The organism is Rhodococcus sp. PSBB066, from assembly GCF_017068255.1.
Lineage (GTDB): Bacteria > Actinomycetota > Actinomycetes > Mycobacteriales > Mycobacteriaceae > Rhodococcus > Rhodococcus aetherivorans.
On sequence record NZ_CP070859.1, the window covers coordinates 5,622,574 to 5,637,978 of the forward strand.

A 15,405-nucleotide genomic window follows, 5' to 3' on the forward strand; every position below is an offset into this window, starting at 1 on the left:
GAGCGGCGTAGGAATGAAGGCATGACGAGTGCACACACGGTGTTCCATTCGATCGTCGGCCGCCTGGATCAACCGGTGTTCGTCGTCACCACCCGGGTCCTCGAGGAGCGCACCGGGTGCCTGGTGGGGTTCGCCACCCAGGCCAGCATCGACCCACCCCGGTTCCTGGTGGGGCTGTCCACCTCGAACCGCACCTTCCGGGTGGCCACCGCCGCCGAGCATCTCGCCGTCCACGTACTGGGACGGGACCAGCTCCCCCTGGCGCGCCTGTTCGGCGGCGAGACGGGCGACGAGGTGGACAAGTTCTCGCGATGCGCGTGGCACGACGGGCCGCACGGCCTGCCCGTCCTCGACGGCGTCCCGGCGTGGTTCAGCGGACGCGTCGTCGGCCGGGCCGCGCTGGGCGACCACGTCGGATTCCTGCTCGACCCGGACGGCGGGGAGTGCCACGGCGAACTGAACGACGTGATCCGGCACGGCGACGTCCGTGACCTCGACGCCGGGCACGCGCCCTGATTCCCCACGGCGCCGCGACGCGTGGTGTGATCGAGCGATGCGGCGCCTCGACGATCCGACCTGCCCGGCCCGCCCGCTCGACGACGACGAACTGCGGGCCCTCTACGCGTATCCGGCCGATCTGCGGTCGCCGTGGATCCGGGTCAACTTCGTCTCCTCTCTCGACGGGGCCGTCGCCGTGGACGGACGCTCGGGTGGGCTCGGCACACCGTCGGACAAGAAGGTGTTCGGGCTGCTGCGGGGCCTGGCCGACGTGATCGTCGTGGGCGCGGGCACGGCACGCGGCGAGAACTACGGCGGTGCCCGCACCAGCGCGGCGCTGCGCGAGCGGCGCCTCGAGGCGGGCCTGAGCGAGGTGCCGCCCGTCGCGGTCGTCACCGCCACATGCCACCTGGACCCCGGGTGCCGGTTGTTCACCGACACCACCGTCGCGCCGGTCGTCCTCACGTGCGAGACCGCGCCCGGGACCCGTCGTCGCTCTCTCGCCGCCGCCGGCGCGGACGTGCGGGTGATCGCCGAGCATTCGATCGACGGGCACGCGGTGCGCGACGCGCTGGCCGCGGCGGGCTGGACCCGCGCGCTGTGCGAGGGCGGGCCGCGGCTGTTCGGTCAGCTGATCGCCGACGGCGTGGTCGACGACCTGTGCCTCACGCTGGCGCCGCTGCTCGCCGCAGGTCCGGAGGGACGCATCGCCACCGCCCCGCAGACGGCGGTGACGTCGATGCGGCCCGCCCACGTCCTCGCCGACGACGACGGCACGGTCCTCACCCGGTGGATACGCGGGGAGCGGTGACGGGGCGGGGCCCCGCCAGGAGCTTCTGCACCACGCCGAGATCGCCGTGCGCCCGCAGCGTCGGCGCGACGCGGTCCAGCAGGCGGGCGAGCATGTCCCGGGCCGGGATCCGGGTGCCGGTGTGCACGTCCACCGCCGGGCCGTCGAGACCGTACCGGGCGGCGCTCCACACCGCCGCCGCACCGAGGTCCGGCTCGACCGGCCGCACCTCGACGCCACGGCGCAGATCGTCGAGAGCGGCGCCGACCAGGCCCCGGCCCAGGGCCGCCTGCAGGACCGTGCCGTCGACCGTTGGGGCGGTGTCGGCCGCGCGGATCTCCACCGTCGGCACGTGGACCGACGGCCGGGCGAGCCAGAACGTCATCCGGGAGTCGAGCAGCACCCCGGCGTCGACCAGGCGGGCGACGAGAGCGGCGGCGTGCTGCGCCGAACGCAGGTACGGGGGCAGACCGAAGCCGGGAAACCGGCTCTGCTGCACGATGCGCCAGCTCGCGTAGCCCGTGTCGCGGCCGCCGTGCCGCGGGGAGTTGGCGCCGAGCGCGACGAGCGTGGGCAGCCACGGGGTCAGATGATTCACCACGGCGGCCGCGGTGTCGCGGTCGGCGACGCCGACGTGCACGTGGCAGCCGCAGGCGTGGTAGTCGTCGACCAGCGCGCGGTACCGCTCGGCAATGGCGGCCCGCCGACCCGCCGCGACGAGGGTGCCGGGTCCGGCGTCGGACTCGGGGACCCCGACGGCGGCGACCCGCAGCCCGCATCGGCGGGCTGCGGCGTCGAGGGCGGAGCGGGACGAGGTCAGCCGGGTCCGCAGCTCCGCGAGGGTCCGGCACACCCCGCCCACGGCCTCGATCTGGGTCGGGTGCAGTTCGCCGACGAACGTCACCCCGGGTACCCCCGGAAGCCGGCCGCACACCGCGTCGAACCCCGGCGCGGGGTGACCCGTCGCCGGGTCGACGAGGAGGAATTCCTCCTCCACACCCATGGTGACGCCGTCGCCCGGCGCCGCGCCGGAGGTTTCGGGGTTCATGGTTGCGGGCTACCCGTTGCCGCCGGCGGCGACACGCCGGCCGGTAGAGTCCGGACAGCATCCGGCGGAAGGAGTTCCCCATGCCCGACGACGTTCCCGAAGGATCCGCACGGTCCAGCGCGACGGCCGAGCGGATCGGCGAGCTCGCCGCCGACCGCGATCTGACCGTCGCGTGCGCGGAGTCGCTCACCTCCGGCGCCCTGGCCGCCCGGCTGGGCGCCGCGCCGGGCAGCGCAGGGTGGTTCCGGGGCGGCATCGTCGCCTATTCCCGGGCCGTGAAGCACTCGCTGCTGCGGGTGCCGGAGGGCCCGGTGGTCTGCGAGGCGGCGGCGCGCGCCATGGCCGAGTCGACGGTCGAACTGCTCGGCGCCGACCTCGCGGTGGCGGTGACCGGGGCGGGCGGCCCGGACAGCCAGGACGGGCAGGAGCCGGGCACGGTGTGGTTCGCCGTGGCCGGGCGCGGGCCGACGCACGCCGAGGAGAAGTTCTTCCCGGGCGAGCCCGAGGACGTGCTGGCCGAGACGGTCTTTCACGCGCTCACTCTGCTCGCGGACCGCGCGGCGAGCTGAGCGGGCCGGTGCCCGCCCGGCCGAGCAGCCGGGTGACGAGTTCGGTGACGAGTTCGTCGGGTGTGGCGTCGGCACCGATGGAGGTGGTGAGCAGGTCCAGCAGCAGCCCGTCGATCGCGTAGTGCAGCAGGGCGACCTCGAGCACGGTGGCGGGCAACTGTGCGGCGTCGTTGAATTCGACGTCGAGCCGGTAGTTGCGGGAGAGCGTCGCGCCGAGCACCTCGGCGAGTCCCGGGCTTCTGCGGGACTCGAGGCGCAGTTCCATCAGGGCGACGGTCAGGTCCGGCTGGGCGGTGGTGCGCTCGACGAGGTATCGCATGTAGTCGATGTAGAGGTCGACGCTCGGGGTCCGGCCGGCGAGCGCCTCGAGCCGGTCCGGATCGGGGGCGAGCCGCTCGAAGATGCGCGCACCGAGGGCGCCGAGCAGCTCGTCCCGCGTCGGAAAGTAGTTCGCGCAGGTGCCGAGGGGCACTCCTGCCTCCCGGTCGACGGCGCGGTGGGTCAGCCTGCGGGCGCCGTCCGCGCCGAGCACGCGCAGGCCGGCATCCGCGAGCTGTGCTCGGCGCTCGGGATTCGCTGCCATGAAAAAACTCTAGCATCGACCACAACACCTGTTGTAGTTTGACCACCACAGGTGTTGTAGTCGACGATCCGAGGAGCCCTTCGTGCGAAAACTGACCTATTACGTCGCGACCACGCTCGACGGCTTCGTCGCCGACCCGGCCGGCGGGTTCGACTTCTTCCCGGTCGAGGGCGACCACATGGGATACCTCCTGCGGGAGTTTCCGGAGACGTTTCCGGTCCACGCCCGCGGACCCCTCGGAATCGAGGGACCACCGAAGCACTTCGACGCCGTCGTGATGGGCCGGCGCACGTGGGAGCCCGCCCGCGACGCCGGGCTGACGAGCGCGTACCCGCACCTGCGGCAGTACGTGTTCACCACGACGATGACCCAGGCGCCGGACGAGACGGTCACGCTCGTGGCCACCGATCCGCTCGAGTACGTGCGCGACCTCAAACGCCAGGAGGGACTGGGAATCTGGCTGTGCGGCGGGGGCTCGCTCGCCGGGGCGCTGTTGCCCGAGATCGACGAACTGGTGCTGAAGGTGAACCCGATCGTCGTCGGCGACGGAATCCCGTTGTTCCGCCGCGGGTTCGAGCCGCACCGCTTCACCCGGCTCGAGACGAAGACCTTCGACAGCGGCGTCACGGTGTGCCGCTTCGCGTCCGGTGTGTCCTTTGGGCGGCCCTGACCGCCCAAAGGACACACCGGCGGCGCAGCCGCCTAGAGCCAGGCGGGATCGGTGTCGAGCGTGGTCCGGTCCAGGCTGTCGAGCAGGTCGAACTGCGGACCCGTCTTCGGCAGTTCGAACGCGAAGAAGTACCGGGCGGCGGCACGCTTGCCGTCGTAGAAGCCGCCCTCCCGGGTCCCGGCCGCGAGGAGCTGTTCGAGCCACATCCACGAGACGATCACATGCCCGACGGCCTCGAGGTAGACCGACGAATTCGCCAGCGCCACCTCGGGATCGCCGGTCGACCACAGCCGGGCGGTGGTCGCCGCGACACGCGTCACCGCCGCCTGCAGCTGCCCGGCGTAGCGGGCCGCGTCGCCCCCGGCGTCGACGGCCCGCGCGACGGTCCGCCCGATCGTCTCGCCGAGCAGCGCCAGCCCCGCCCCGCCCTGCATGACCACCTTGCGCCCGAGCAGGTCCAGCCCCTGGATGCCGTGCGTACCCTCGTGAATGGGGTTGAGGCGGTTGTCCCGGTAGAACTGCTCGACGTCGAATTCGCGGGTGTAGCCGTAGCCCCCGTGCACCTGGATCGCCAGGCTGTTCGCCTCGAGGCACCACTGCGACGGCCAGGACTTCGCGACGGGGGTGAGCATGTCGAGCAGCAGCCCGGCGCGGGTGCGGGCCTCCTCGTCCTCGGCGGTCTGCTGCTCGTCGACGAGCGTCGAGCAGTACAGCCCCAGCGCCAGCGCGCCCTCGACGTAGGCCTTCTGCGCGAGCAGCATCCGGCGCACGTCGGCATGCTCGATCAGCGGCACGGGCGGCGACGACGGGTCCTTGTCCCCGAGGGGGCGGCCCTGGGTGCGGGTGCGGGCGTACTCGAGGGACTGCAGGTAGCCGGCGTAGCCGAGCGACGTGGCGAGGAACCCGACGCCGATGCGGGCCTCGTTCATCATGTGGAACATGTACGCCAGGCCCTTGTGCGGCTCGCCGAGCAGGTAGCCGACGGCGCCGGCGCGACCGCCGGGGGTGAAGGTGCCGTCGCCGAAGTTCAGCAGCGTGTTGGTGGTGCCGCGGTTGCCCATCTTGTGGTTGAGACCGACGAGGGCGACGTCGTTGCGCTCGCCGAGCTGCCCGTCCCCGCCGACGAGGATCTTCGGGACGATGAACAGCGAGATGCCCTTGACCCCCGCCGGACCACCGGGAATCTTCGCCAGCACGAGATGGACGATGTTCTCGGACAGCTCGTGGTCGCCGCCGGAGATCCACATCTTGGTGCCGGTGAGCCGGTAGCTGCCGTCGTCCTGCGGCACGGCCTTGGTGGTGATGTCCGCCAGCGACGATCCGGCCTGCGGCTCGGACAGGCACATGGTGCCGAAGAACCGGCCCTCGAGCAGGGACGGCACGTAGGTGGCGATCTGCTCCTCGCTGCCGTGGGTGGCGATGAGGTTCGCGTTGCCGACGGTGAGGAACGGGTAGGACGAGGTGCCGGCGTTCGCGGCCTGGAACCAGGCCATCGCCGCACGCAGCACGGTGACCGGCAGCTGCATGCCGCCGAGTTCCTCGTCGAACGAGGACCCGATGAGCCCGGCCTTGGCGAACAGCTCCAGCGCCGCCTTGACCTCGGGGATGATCTCGACCTTGCCGTCGTCGCCGATCCGCGGCTCCTGGGCATCCGCCTTCTTGTTGTGCGGCGCGAAGTGCTTGGTGGCCATGTCCGCACTGAGGTCGAGGACGGCGTCGAACGTCTCCCGTGAGTGCTCGGCGAACCGCGTCCGCGCGGTGAGGGACTCGACGTTCAGCCACTCGTAGAGCAGGAAGTCGAGGTCACGCCGGGACAGGACGGGAGCGGGCATGGAGGTTCCTTTCACAGTGCCACGGATTCACTCAGCGGCCATAGATTCACTAAGCGCTCACTTAGTACAGCAACGACGGTGCATGATGTCAACGGACCAGCACGGCGACGGAGAGACCCCAGCATGATCGACACGCCCATCACCGACCGGGACGACCTCACCGGCATCTTCACCGAGGTCGAATCCGACGTCGCGCGTCGTCTCATCGGCTCGGCCGTGGAGTCCTTCGCCCGTCGCGGCTACCACGCCACCACCACCCGTGACATCTCCGTCGGCGCAGGCCTGAGCCCGGCCGCACTGTACGTGCACTTCAAGTCCAAGGAGGAGGTGCTGTTCGAGGCCAGCCGCATCGGGCACCAGCACGTCCTCGACGCCGTCGTCGCCGCGGCCGCCTCCGCCACCGAGCCGGCCGACCGGATGCGCGCGATCGTGGACGGCTTCGTGCGCACCCACGCCGTGCACCACACCGTCTGCCGGGTGGCGCAGTACGAACTGCACGCCCTCACCCCGGAGCACTACCGGACGATCGCCGCGATCCGCCGCGACACCGACGCCGTGATCCGCGCCGAGATCGAGAACGGCATCGCGGCCGGGGTGTTCACCGTCCGCGACGTGCCGACCACCGCCCTCGCGATCCTGTCCCTCGGCATCGACGTCGCTCGCTGGTACCAGCCGGGCCGTATCGACGTCGACACGCTCGCGGGCAACTACGTCGAGCTCGTCCTCGGCATGCTCGGCGCGGGCACAATGCAGGGGTGACCGAGCCAGCCACCGTCCTCGTCGTCGACGACGACGAGGACGTCCTCGCCTCCCTGCAGCGCGGGCTGCGCCTGTCGGGGTTCGACGTGCTCACCGCCGCGAGCGGCACCCAGGCGCTCGACGTCGTCGCCCGGCACCGCCCCGATGCGATGGTGCTCGACATGAACATGCCGGTCCTCGACGGCACCGGCGTGGTCACCGCCCTGCGCGCCGGCGGTCACGACATCCCGATCTGCGTGCTCAGCGCGCGCAGCACCGTCGACGACCGCATCGCCGGGCTCGAGTGCGGCGCCGACGACTACCTGACGAAGCCGTTCGTGCTCGCCGAGCTCGTCGCGCGGATCCGGGCGATGCTGCGGCGCAGCGTGCCGGGCGCTCCCGGCGCCGGCTCCGTCGTCCGGGTCGGCGGGCTCGAACTCGACACCGCGGGCCGCCGGGTGCGCATCGACGGCAGCGACGTGGAGCTGACCAAGCGCGAGTTCGAACTGCTCGAGGTGCTCGCCCGCAACGCGGGCATCGTCCTGAGCCGCGACCGCCTGCTGACCCTGGTGTGGGGCTACGACTTCGACGCAGACACCAACGTCGTCGACGTGTTCGTCGGCTACCTGCGCCGCAAGCTCGAGGCCGGCGGGCGGCCACGGCTGGTGCACACCGTGCGCGGGGTGGGCTTCGTGTTGCGGGATCAGGCGTGACACACCGTTTCTCGCTGCGTGCACGGGTCGCCGCGGCCACGGCGCTCGGCACCACGCTCGTCGTCGCGGTCCTGGGCGTGCTCGTCGCGCTGGCGATCACCCGGAACAACCTCGCGCAGCTCGACCGCCGCCTCGAGACGGCGACACAGGTGCTGGTCGCCAACGCCGGCACCGCCGGTCTGTTCCTGCCCGCCCTGGGCGACGCCGGCGCCTTCGCCGTCACCATCCGCACCGAGTCCGGGCGGTTGCTCAGCAGCACCCCGACCGAACTGCCGGTCCTCTCCCCCGGCGCCCACACCGTCGACCTCGGCGGCACCGCCTACCGGACGTACACCGCGCCGACCGACCGGGTGCCCTCGCTCCTGTCCGTCGCCGTGCCCTACGCCGAGGCGCAGGACATCACGACCGAGCAGCACCGGCAGCTCGCCGTCGCCGGTGCGATCGCCGTCGCGGTCGCCACGGCCCTCGGCTGGGTGTTCGGCGGGCGGGCCGTGCGTCCCCTGGTGGACCTCACGCGCCGGATCGTGGCCCGCGAACCGACGCTCGCGCCGCGGCGCTCCGGCATCCGCGAGGCCGACGAGCTCGCCGCCGCGGCCGGCGACATGCTCAGCGACGTCGCCCGCGCCCAGGCCGCCACCGACGCCGCCCTCGCCACGGCGCGGGACTTCGCGGCTGCCGCCGCCCACGAGCTGCGGACCCCGCTGACCGCCATGCGCACCGACCTCGAGGTGCTCTCCACCCTGGACGCGACCGGCGACGTCCTGAGCGTCGAGGAGCGCACCCAGATCCTCGCCGACCTCACCCGGACGCAGAGCCGCGTCGAGTCCACTCTCGCCGACCTCGAGCGGCTCGCCCGCGGCGACCTGTCCACCTCCCGGGACTTCGTGCCCACCGACCCGGTGGAGATCTGTGACGCCGCGGCCGCCGATGCGATGAGCCGGCATCCCGGCGTGCAGATCGAGGTGGTCGGCGAGACGGGACGCGAGATCCGGGCGCTGCCGAGCGGACTGCGGCTCGTCGTCGACAACGCCGTGGCCAACTCGGTGCGGCACGGCCACGCCCGCCGGATCCGGCTGGCGGTCACCGCCGACGGCACCGACACCGTGCTCACCGTCGACGACGACGGCCGCGGGGTGCCCGCCGACGAGCGCGGCGTGGTGTTCGAGCGGTTCCGCCGGGGCAGCGGCGCCGCCAGGGGCGGCTCCGGGCTGGGGCTGGCGCTGGTGGCGCAGCAGGCGGCGCTGCACGGCGGCGCGGCGCGGCTGGAGGCGAGCCCGCTCGGCGGGGCCCGGCTGACGGTGCGGCTCGCCGGATCGGCGGGGTGAACGTTTTCCACCCCTCGGGTCACTACGACGCGGGACGGGGCGGGCGCAGGATCGTAGGCAGCCCCTCCACCGATCCCAGGAGATCCGAATGTCGAAGAGCCGCAAGCTGATCGTCACCGCCGCGCTGATCGTCCTGCCGGTCCTCGGCGGTGCCGGGACCGCAGCCGCGTCCTCGGACCACCGCGACGACCACGACCGCCGCGACCGTCACGACCGCGGTTGCGCCATCACGCATTTCGACAGGAACGGCAACTTCCAGCGCACCGAGTTCCGCAACCACGGCTCCCGGTTCGACGGGCGGATCTGCCGCAGCGACGACCAGTGGCACTTCCTCGACAGCGGCGACATCGCCCCCACCCCCTTCGTCCGGCACTGACTCCCGCGGGAATCCCCCGCATGCGACGGAGCCCCGCATCGCGACAGGCGATGCGGGGCTCCGGCCGTGGGCGGGACCTACTCGGTGCCGAGGAGGTCGATGACGAAGACCAGGGTCTTGCCGCCGAGCGGGTGCCCGGACCCGGCCGGGCCGTAGGCGAGCTGCGGGGGCACCGTCAGCTTGCGGCGACCGCCGATCTTCATGCCGGGGATGCCCTCCTGCCAGCCGGGGATGAGCCGGCCGAGCGGGAACTTGACGGACTCGCCGCGGGCGAACGAGGAGTCGAACACCTCGTTCGTGTCGTACTCGACGCCGTGGTAGTGCACGTCGACGACCGACCCGGGCTGCGCCTCGGGCCCGTCCCCGACGGTGATGTCCTCGATCACGAGCTCGGCGGGAGCCGGGCCGGTCGCCGGCTCGATCTCCGGCACCTCGGGCTTGGCCTCCACCCCGAGCAGATCGATGACGAAGACCAGGGTCTTGCCGGCGAGACGGTGACCCGAGCCGGCCGGGCCGTACGCCATCTCCGGCGGGATCGTCAGCTGCCGGCGGCCACCGACGCGCATGCCGGGGATGCCCTCCTGCCAGCCGGCGATCAGGCCGCTGAGCGGGAAGGTGATGGATTCGCCGCGGCTCCACGACGAATCGAACTCCTCGCCGGAGTCGAACTCGACGCCGACGTAGTGGACCTCGACCTTGGCTCCGGGCGTCGCCTCGGCGCCCTCGCCGACGGTGAGGTCCTTGACCACCAGGCCGGTCGGGGCGGGACCCTCCTGGAACTCGATCTCGGGCTTGCTGCTCATGTATCGGTCTTCCGGTAGGGGACGGGTCAGCGTGCGTCGATGCTGTTGTAGTCGCGCTCGGTGTAACCGGTGTAGATCTGCCGCGGGCGGCCGATCTTCAGCGTCGGGTCGGAGTGCATCTCGCGCCAGTGCGCGATCCAGCCCGGCAGGCGGCCGAGTGCGAACAGCACCGTGAACATGCGGGTCGGGAAGCCCATCGCCCGGTAGATCAGACCGGTGTAGAAGTCGACGTTCGGGTACAGCTTGCGCTCGATGAAGTAGTCGTCGGTGAGCGCGGCATCCTCGAGGGCCTGCGCGATCTGCAGCAGGTCGTCGTCGCCGCCCAGCTTGGCGAGCAGGCTGTCGGCGGTCTTCTTCACGATCGCCGCCCGCGGATCGTAGTTGCGGTAGACGCGGTGTCCGAAGCCCATGAGCTTGACGCCGTCTTCCTTGTTCTTGACCTTGCGGACGAACTCCTTGACGTCGCCCCCGCTGGTCTTGATCTCGTTGAGCATCTCGAGCACGGCCTGGTTGGCGCCACCGTGCAGCGGGCCCCACAGCGCGTTGATGCCGCCGGAGATCGAGGTGAACAGGTTGGCGTCGGAGGAACCGACGAGCCGCACCGTGGAGGTCGAGCAGTTCTGCTCGTGGTCGGCATGCAGGATCAGCAGCATGTCGAGGGCCTGGGCGATCTCGGGATCGACCTGGTACGGCTCCGCCGGGAAGCCGAAGGTCATGCGCAGGAAGTTCTCGACCAGGTTCAGCGAGTTGTCCGGGTACAGGAACGGCTGACCGACGGACTTCTTGTAGGCGTAGGCCGCGATGGTCGGCAGCTTGGCCATCAGCCGGATGGTGGACAGCTCCACCTGCTCCGGGTCGTCGGGATCGAGCGCGTCCTGGTAGTACGCCGACAGGGCGTTGACGGCGCTGGAGACGACGGGCATCGGGTGCGCGTTGCGCGGGAAGCCGTCGAAGAAGCGCTTGAGATCCTCGTGCAGCAGCGTGTGCCGGCGGATCTTGTCGGTGAAGACCTCGAGCTGCTCCGCGGTGGGCAGCTCACCGTAGATCAGCAGGTAGCTGACCTCGATGAACGTGGACTTTTCCGCCAGCTGCTCGATGGGGTATCCGCGGTACCGCAGGATGCCCTTCTCCCCGTCGATGAAGGTGATGGCCGACGTGGTGGAGGCGGTGTTGACGAAACCGGGGTCAAGGGTGGTGTACCCGGTCTCCGCAAGGAGCTTGCCCAGCTCGATGCCGTCGTTGCCTTCCGTCGCCTTGGCGATAGACATTGTGTGCTCGCCACCGGGGTAGCTGAGGGTGGGTCGGGTGTCATTCTCAGCGGGCACGAAGGATCCCTCTCAAGCTCAGATCAACGCGATTCTTCCGAACATTCACGTAGAACCTAGCCCTTGCGCAGGCCATGTGCCCAGGGAGGGTCCGTCGAAGGTCCCGGATCGCGCCGGATCGGCGGTGTGCCACGACGGCACCGAAACCGTCGGTCGTGCCCCCCGCAACGGCGCTCACCTGCGTCGATATTGCATATCACGTTCCCTGCGCCGTCGCGGTGAGCGCCCGTCGGCGTGTCCGCACCGCCGGTGCACCGGCGGTGCGGGAACCGGTCAGGCGGCCGGCAGGGCGGTCAGGCCCCACCGGCCCGTCCACGTCTCCCCGGGCTGCAGCACGACGAGATCGATGCCGAGATTGAAGGCGTCCGGCGGACACGTCATCGGCTCGAGCGCCAGGGCCCGCCCCCGCCCCGGATATTCGAGCTCGGGGACGGCACCGGCGGTGAACACCTGCAGCCAGGCGAACTCGCGCCCGGCCCACAGTTGCACGCCCCTGCCGTCCGGGCCCCGCAGGTCGTGCCGGGCCCGGCCGTCCACGTCCACGTCCAGCGCGCTGTAGGGGGCCTCGAGCTCGACCCCGCGCAGCGGCCGCGGCGCGGTGAAGTCGAACTCGGTGCCCTCGACCGGCTGGGAGTACGCGTTCGGCAGTCCGCGCCCGGGGTCGAGCGGCAGCCGGGTGCCGGCGGCCAGGCGCAGCGTGCACTCGTCGAGCGGGGCGTCGCCCGCACGCACGTAGGGATGCACCCCGAGCCCGAACGGCGAGTGGTAGCCGCCCACGTTGGTGGCGGTGTGCGTGACGGTGAGCCCGTCGTCGCCCACCTCGTGGATCGCGGTGAGCCGCAGCTGGTACGGCCACCCCTTGTGCAGCCCCACATCCAGCGCCTGCTCGATGCGAGAATCGTTGTGGGAAACCAGAACCCAGTCTCGATGCCAGGCGAACCCGTGCACCGCGTTGCCGCGTTCGGGTTCGGTGAGCGCGAGCTGATGCTCGATGCCGTCGAAGTAGAAGTGCCCGTCCCGGATGCGGTTCGGCCACGGGGCGAGCACCGTGCCGGAGCGCAGCGGGGGCCGCTCGTTCTCCGGCCAGCTCTCCGTCAGCCGGTACGGCCCGGTCGCCGATTCGTGCTCGAGCACCCGCAGGGCCGCCCCCGAGCTGGAGACCTCCGCGCGGTACCCGCCCCCTCGGATCCGGTAGTTCTTCGGATCGGACATGGGCCCAGTGTCCCGCGGACGGACTCAGCGGGTCAGGGATTCGACGATCACGGCTGTGGCCTCGGCGATCGCGGCGTTGTCGTGCGCGGCGTCCGGCAACCCGGTGACCGAGTCGCTGAGGAGCACGAGCACGAGCGGCGAACCGTCCGGGGACCACAGCACCCCGGCGTCGTTCACGGTGCCGTACCGGCCGGCCCCGGATTTGTCGGCCGCGGTCCAGCCGGCCGGCAGCCCCGCCCGGATGCGCTGCCCGGAGGTGACACTCGCCCGCATCCAGCCCGTCAGGGTCTGCTGTCCCGCCGCGGGCAGGCCGGACCCGAGCAGCAGCTCCCGGTAGCCGCGCGCGAGACCGGACGCGGTGGAGGTGTCGCGCACGTCGCCGGGCTCGGCGCTGTTGAGCTCGGGCTCCCAGCGGTCGAGGGTCGTGGCGGTGTCGCCGAGCGACCGGGCGAAGGCGGTCACGGCGGTGGGCCCGCCCAGCCGCCGCAGCAGGAGGTTGCCGGCGGTGTTGTCGCTGCGGGTCAGGGCGGCGTCGCACAGTTGCGCCAGCGTCAGAGTCCTGCCCTGCGCCTCGGAGGTGACGGGCGAGTTCTCGACGATGTCCGCAGGATCGACCGGAACCGTGTCGTCGAGCCGCAGACTGCCCTGCGATTCGAGCCGCAGGATCGCGGCGGCCGCGTACACCTTGAACGTCGAGCACATCGCGAACCGGTCGTCGGCCCGGCGGGCGTACGTCAGCCCGCGCCCCGGATCGTGGGCGAGCACGCCGAGCCGGACCCGGCGACGCTCCTCGAGGTCGGCGAGCACCGCGTCGAGCCGGGCGAACCGAGCGCCGGCCTCCGGCCCCGGCGGCGGCACCGTCGCCTCGGTGCGCGCCCCGCACGCCGCGGCGGCGGAGAGCGCCGAGGCCGCCAGCGCGGAGACGAGGAACCGGCGGCGGGTCAGCGGAGAGGAATGGTCGCGTCGAAGTGGAGTCACCGCCGCACAACAGCATCGCGGCCGTGGCGGACGCCAATACCGAACGCCGCCACCATCGAGTCGGCTGCGCTATCGCCGCAGGTGGCCGGGCCGGATTCGACGGCGAGACGGGGGCCGGTTCGCCGTCGCGACTGCCGGCCCGGATCCCGCTGGTTCAATGACGCCATGGACCTGATCCGCCATCTCCGCTTCTTCGTCTCCGTGGCGGACGAGCGGCATTTCGGCAGGGCGGCGGCCGCACTCGACATGACCCAGCCGCCGCTGTCCCAGGGACTGCGGCGGCTCGAGCAGCACCTCGGCGTCGAGCTGATCCACCGCGCCCGCCACGGTGCGATGCTCACCCCCGCCGGCGTGCAACTCCTGCCGCGCGCCCGTCTGCTCGTCGACGACGCCGAGCGCTTCCTCGCCGAGTCGGAGCGGATCGCGCACACGCGCGGCACCGTGCACTGGGGCGCGGCCGCGGCCCTCCCGGACCGGCTGGTGACCGCGTGTGTGACGGCGCTGCGCGGGGCGGTCGGTGCGGACGGCGCCGTATCCACCACCGTCGGCACGACCGTCGACCTCGTCGCGGACGTGCGGTCGGGCCTGTGCGACGTCGCGGTGATCGAGCATCCGGCCCTCGTCGACGGTGTCGAGCCGGGACCCGTCGTCAGGCTGCCGCGCTGGGTGGTCGTGCCGTCGGATCATCGCAGCGCCGGCGCCGAGCGCCCCACCTTCCCGATGCTTGCCGGGCTGACGTTCGCCGCCCCGCCCCGTGCCGCCAACCTGCCCGCGTTCGACGCCGTCCGCGACCTGCTGCGCGAGCGCGGCCTGGACGCGACGATCACGACCGCCCGCGACGATCGCGCGCTGCTCGCCGCCGTCGCCGCCGGCGCGAGCTTCGGGCTCACCACCACGCCCCCCACCGCGACGCCCGGGGTGGCGTGGCTGCGGATGGCGCCGGAGGCGGTCGCGCTACGGGTCCGAGTCGTCCGTCGCCCGGGGGCCGACGCGCACGCGGACGCGCTGGACCGGGTCCTGTACCGGGAGCGGCTGAGATGAGGAGCGCCGAGGACAGGATCCGCGACGTGTTCGCCGACGCCGGCTGCACCGGCTGGGTGCACGCCCGCCGGTGCGACGACTCGGCCGACGAGGTGACGGTGGGCGGTCGCGAGCGGGTGGTCACCGCGTCGGTGTACAAGCTGCCGCTGTTCGTCGCGTTCTGCCGATGCGTCGACGCCGGGCTGGTCGATCCCACCGCGCCGCTGACCGTGACACCCGCCGAGTGCACCCCCGGCCCGACGGGCATCGCCGTGCTGCACGACCCGGTGACCATGAGCCGGCGCGACCTGGCGACATCGATGATGACGGTGTCCGACAACGCCGCCGCCGACGTGCTGCTCGGCGAGATCGGTATGGGCCCGCTCGACGGCCTGCTCGACCACCTGGGACTGACACAGACGAAGATCGTCGGCGGCACCGCCGACCTGCACCGGAGTCTGGTGTGCGACACCGACACCCACACCACCGCCGAGGCGTTCGCGGCGCTCGCGGACAACGACGAGGCGTGGACGGTGTCCGCGTACGACCCGGCGTACACGAGCGCGACCACGCCCGAGGAGATGACCCGGTTCCTGCGGGAGGTGTGGGCGGGGCGGGTGCTGTCCGCGGAGCAGACCGAGTTCGTCCGCGCCGTCATGCGCCGGCAGATCTGGCCGCACCGCATCGCGTCCGCGTTCCCACACCGCGGCGTGTCGGTGGCGGGCAAGACCGGCACCGTCGGCGTGATCCGCAACGAGGTCGCCGTCGTCGAGTTCCCGCACGAACAGCCCGTCGCGGTGGCGGTCTTCACCCGGGCCGCGCGCGTGGACCCGGTACTGCCGGTCGTCGACGCCGCGATCGCCGAGGCCGCCCGCATCGCGGTCACCGAGCTGCGTCGTCCGGCGCCGCACGAGTGATTCCCGCG

General features: G+C 72.1%; 17 protein-coding genes and 1 pseudogene. 10 read left to right on the forward strand and 8 right to left on the reverse strand.

The annotated features are described in order from the left end of the window. The first annotated feature begins 21 nt into the window (after nt 1-21). Together JYA75_RS25625 and JYA75_RS25630 are read left to right on the forward strand one after the other, a co-directional pair. Nucleotides 22-516, forward strand: a complete 495-nt coding sequence (locus JYA75_RS25625; RefSeq protein ID WP_185713784.1) for a flavin reductase family protein — start codon at nt 22-24, stop codon at nt 514-516. Between the two features lie 37 nt (nt 517-553). Then, on the forward strand, nt 554-1,309 hold the full coding sequence (locus tag JYA75_RS25630; protein WP_185713785.1) for a pyrimidine reductase family protein: 756 nt from the start codon (nt 554-556) through the stop codon (nt 1,307-1,309). Here the strand turns inward: JYA75_RS25630 and JYA75_RS25635 are convergent. After that, the gene (locus JYA75_RS25635; protein ID WP_185713786.1) at nt 1,281-2,336 is read right to left on the reverse strand and encodes a YbdK family carboxylate-amine ligase; all 1,056 of its coding nucleotides are present in this window, start codon (nt 2,334-2,336) and stop codon (nt 1,281-1,283) included. The genes JYA75_RS25630 and JYA75_RS25635 overlap by 29 nt on opposite strands. Nucleotides 2,337-2,416: 80 nt before the next feature. Between JYA75_RS25635 and JYA75_RS25640 the strand changes: the two genes are divergently transcribed. Next, complete coding sequence (locus JYA75_RS25640) at nt 2,417-2,905, forward strand: CinA family protein (protein WP_006936080.1); 489 nt, start codon at nt 2,417-2,419, stop codon at nt 2,903-2,905. Here JYA75_RS25640 and JYA75_RS25645 read toward each other — a convergent pair. After that, the gene (locus JYA75_RS25645) at nt 2,874-3,488 is read right to left on the reverse strand and encodes a TetR/AcrR family transcriptional regulator (RefSeq protein ID WP_185713787.1); all 615 of its coding nucleotides are present in this window, start codon (nt 3,486-3,488) and stop codon (nt 2,874-2,876) included. The two genes, JYA75_RS25640 and JYA75_RS25645, sit on opposite strands and share 32 nt — an antisense overlap. 82 nt (nt 3,489-3,570) lie before the next feature. Between JYA75_RS25645 and JYA75_RS25650 the strand changes: the two genes are divergently transcribed. After that, nucleotides 3,571-4,158, forward strand: a complete 588-nt coding sequence (locus tag JYA75_RS25650) for a dihydrofolate reductase family protein (RefSeq protein ID WP_161996940.1) — start codon at nt 3,571-3,573, stop codon at nt 4,156-4,158. 32 nt (nt 4,159-4,190) lie between these two features. Here JYA75_RS25650 and JYA75_RS25655 read toward each other — a convergent pair whose 3' ends face one another. After that, nucleotides 4,191-5,990 carry an acyl-CoA dehydrogenase gene (locus tag JYA75_RS25655; RefSeq protein WP_065922930.1) on the reverse strand — a complete coding sequence of 600 codons (1,800 nt, stop codon included), beginning with the start codon at nt 5,988-5,990 and terminating at the stop codon, nt 4,191-4,193. Nucleotides 5,991-6,113: 123 nt separating this feature from the next. On the opposite strand from JYA75_RS25655, the gene JYA75_RS25660 reads away from it, so the two are divergent. The 4 genes from JYA75_RS25660 to JYA75_RS25675 all read left to right on the forward strand — a co-directional run bounded on the left by JYA75_RS25660 (nt 6,114) and on the right by JYA75_RS25675 (nt 9,142). After that, nucleotides 6,114-6,749 carry a TetR/AcrR family transcriptional regulator gene (locus JYA75_RS25660; RefSeq protein ID WP_006936086.1) on the forward strand — a complete coding sequence of 212 codons (636 nt, stop codon included), beginning with the start codon at nt 6,114-6,116 and terminating at the stop codon, nt 6,747-6,749. Next, nucleotides 6,746-7,441: a response regulator transcription factor gene (locus JYA75_RS25665; RefSeq protein ID WP_006936087.1), complete on the forward strand. Its 696-nt coding sequence runs from the start codon at nt 6,746-6,748 to the stop codon at nt 7,439-7,441. Before JYA75_RS25660 ends, JYA75_RS25665 begins: the two co-directional genes overlap by 4 nt. Next, nucleotides 7,438-8,766, forward strand: a complete 1,329-nt coding sequence (locus tag JYA75_RS25670; protein ID WP_029541838.1) for a HAMP domain-containing sensor histidine kinase — start codon at nt 7,438-7,440, stop codon at nt 8,764-8,766. Before JYA75_RS25665 ends, JYA75_RS25670 begins: the two co-directional genes overlap by 4 nt. 88 nt (nt 8,767-8,854) lie before the next feature. Beyond that, the gene (locus JYA75_RS25675; protein WP_065922932.1) at nt 8,855-9,142 is read left to right on the forward strand and encodes a hypothetical protein; all 288 of its coding nucleotides are present in this window, start codon (nt 8,855-8,857) and stop codon (nt 9,140-9,142) included. 77 nt (nt 9,143-9,219) lie between these two features. Here the strand turns inward: JYA75_RS25675 and JYA75_RS28960 are convergent, their stop codons facing one another. From JYA75_RS28960 to bla, 5 genes and pseudogenes are all read right to left on the reverse strand, one after another. Beyond that, entirely contained in the window at nt 9,220-9,591 is a 372-nt protein-coding gene (locus JYA75_RS28960; RefSeq protein WP_231772932.1) for an FKBP-type peptidyl-prolyl cis-trans isomerase, read from the reverse strand. Between the two features lie 3 nt (nt 9,592-9,594). Beyond that, a pseudogene (locus JYA75_RS28965) lies at nt 9,595-9,945 on the reverse strand (FKBP-type peptidyl-prolyl cis-trans isomerase); the annotation flags it as partial. 26 nt (nt 9,946-9,971) lie between these two features. Beyond that, entirely contained in the window at nt 9,972-11,270 is a 1,299-nt protein-coding gene (locus JYA75_RS25685) for a citrate synthase (protein WP_037200579.1), read from the reverse strand. 273 nt (nt 11,271-11,543) lie between these two features. Then, nucleotides 11,544-12,482, reverse strand: a complete 939-nt coding sequence (locus JYA75_RS25690; RefSeq protein ID WP_185713788.1) for an aldose 1-epimerase family protein — start codon at nt 12,480-12,482, stop codon at nt 11,544-11,546. Between the two features lie 24 nt (nt 12,483-12,506). Further along, nucleotides 12,507-13,460 carry a class A beta-lactamase gene (gene bla / locus JYA75_RS25695; RefSeq protein WP_185713789.1) on the reverse strand — a complete coding sequence of 318 codons (954 nt, stop codon included), beginning with the start codon at nt 13,458-13,460 and terminating at the stop codon, nt 12,507-12,509. A gap of 165 nt (nt 13,461-13,625) precedes the next feature. On the opposite strand from bla, the gene JYA75_RS25700 reads away from it, so the two are divergent. Continuing rightward, the gene (locus JYA75_RS25700) at nt 13,626-14,501 is read left to right on the forward strand and encodes a LysR family transcriptional regulator (protein WP_185713790.1); all 876 of its coding nucleotides are present in this window, start codon (nt 13,626-13,628) and stop codon (nt 14,499-14,501) included. Further along, entirely contained in the window at nt 14,498-15,397 is a 900-nt protein-coding gene (locus tag JYA75_RS25705; protein ID WP_006936115.1) for a serine hydrolase, read from the forward strand. Before JYA75_RS25700 ends, JYA75_RS25705 begins: the two co-directional genes overlap by 4 nt. The last annotated feature ends 8 nt before the right edge of the window (nt 15,398-15,405 follow it).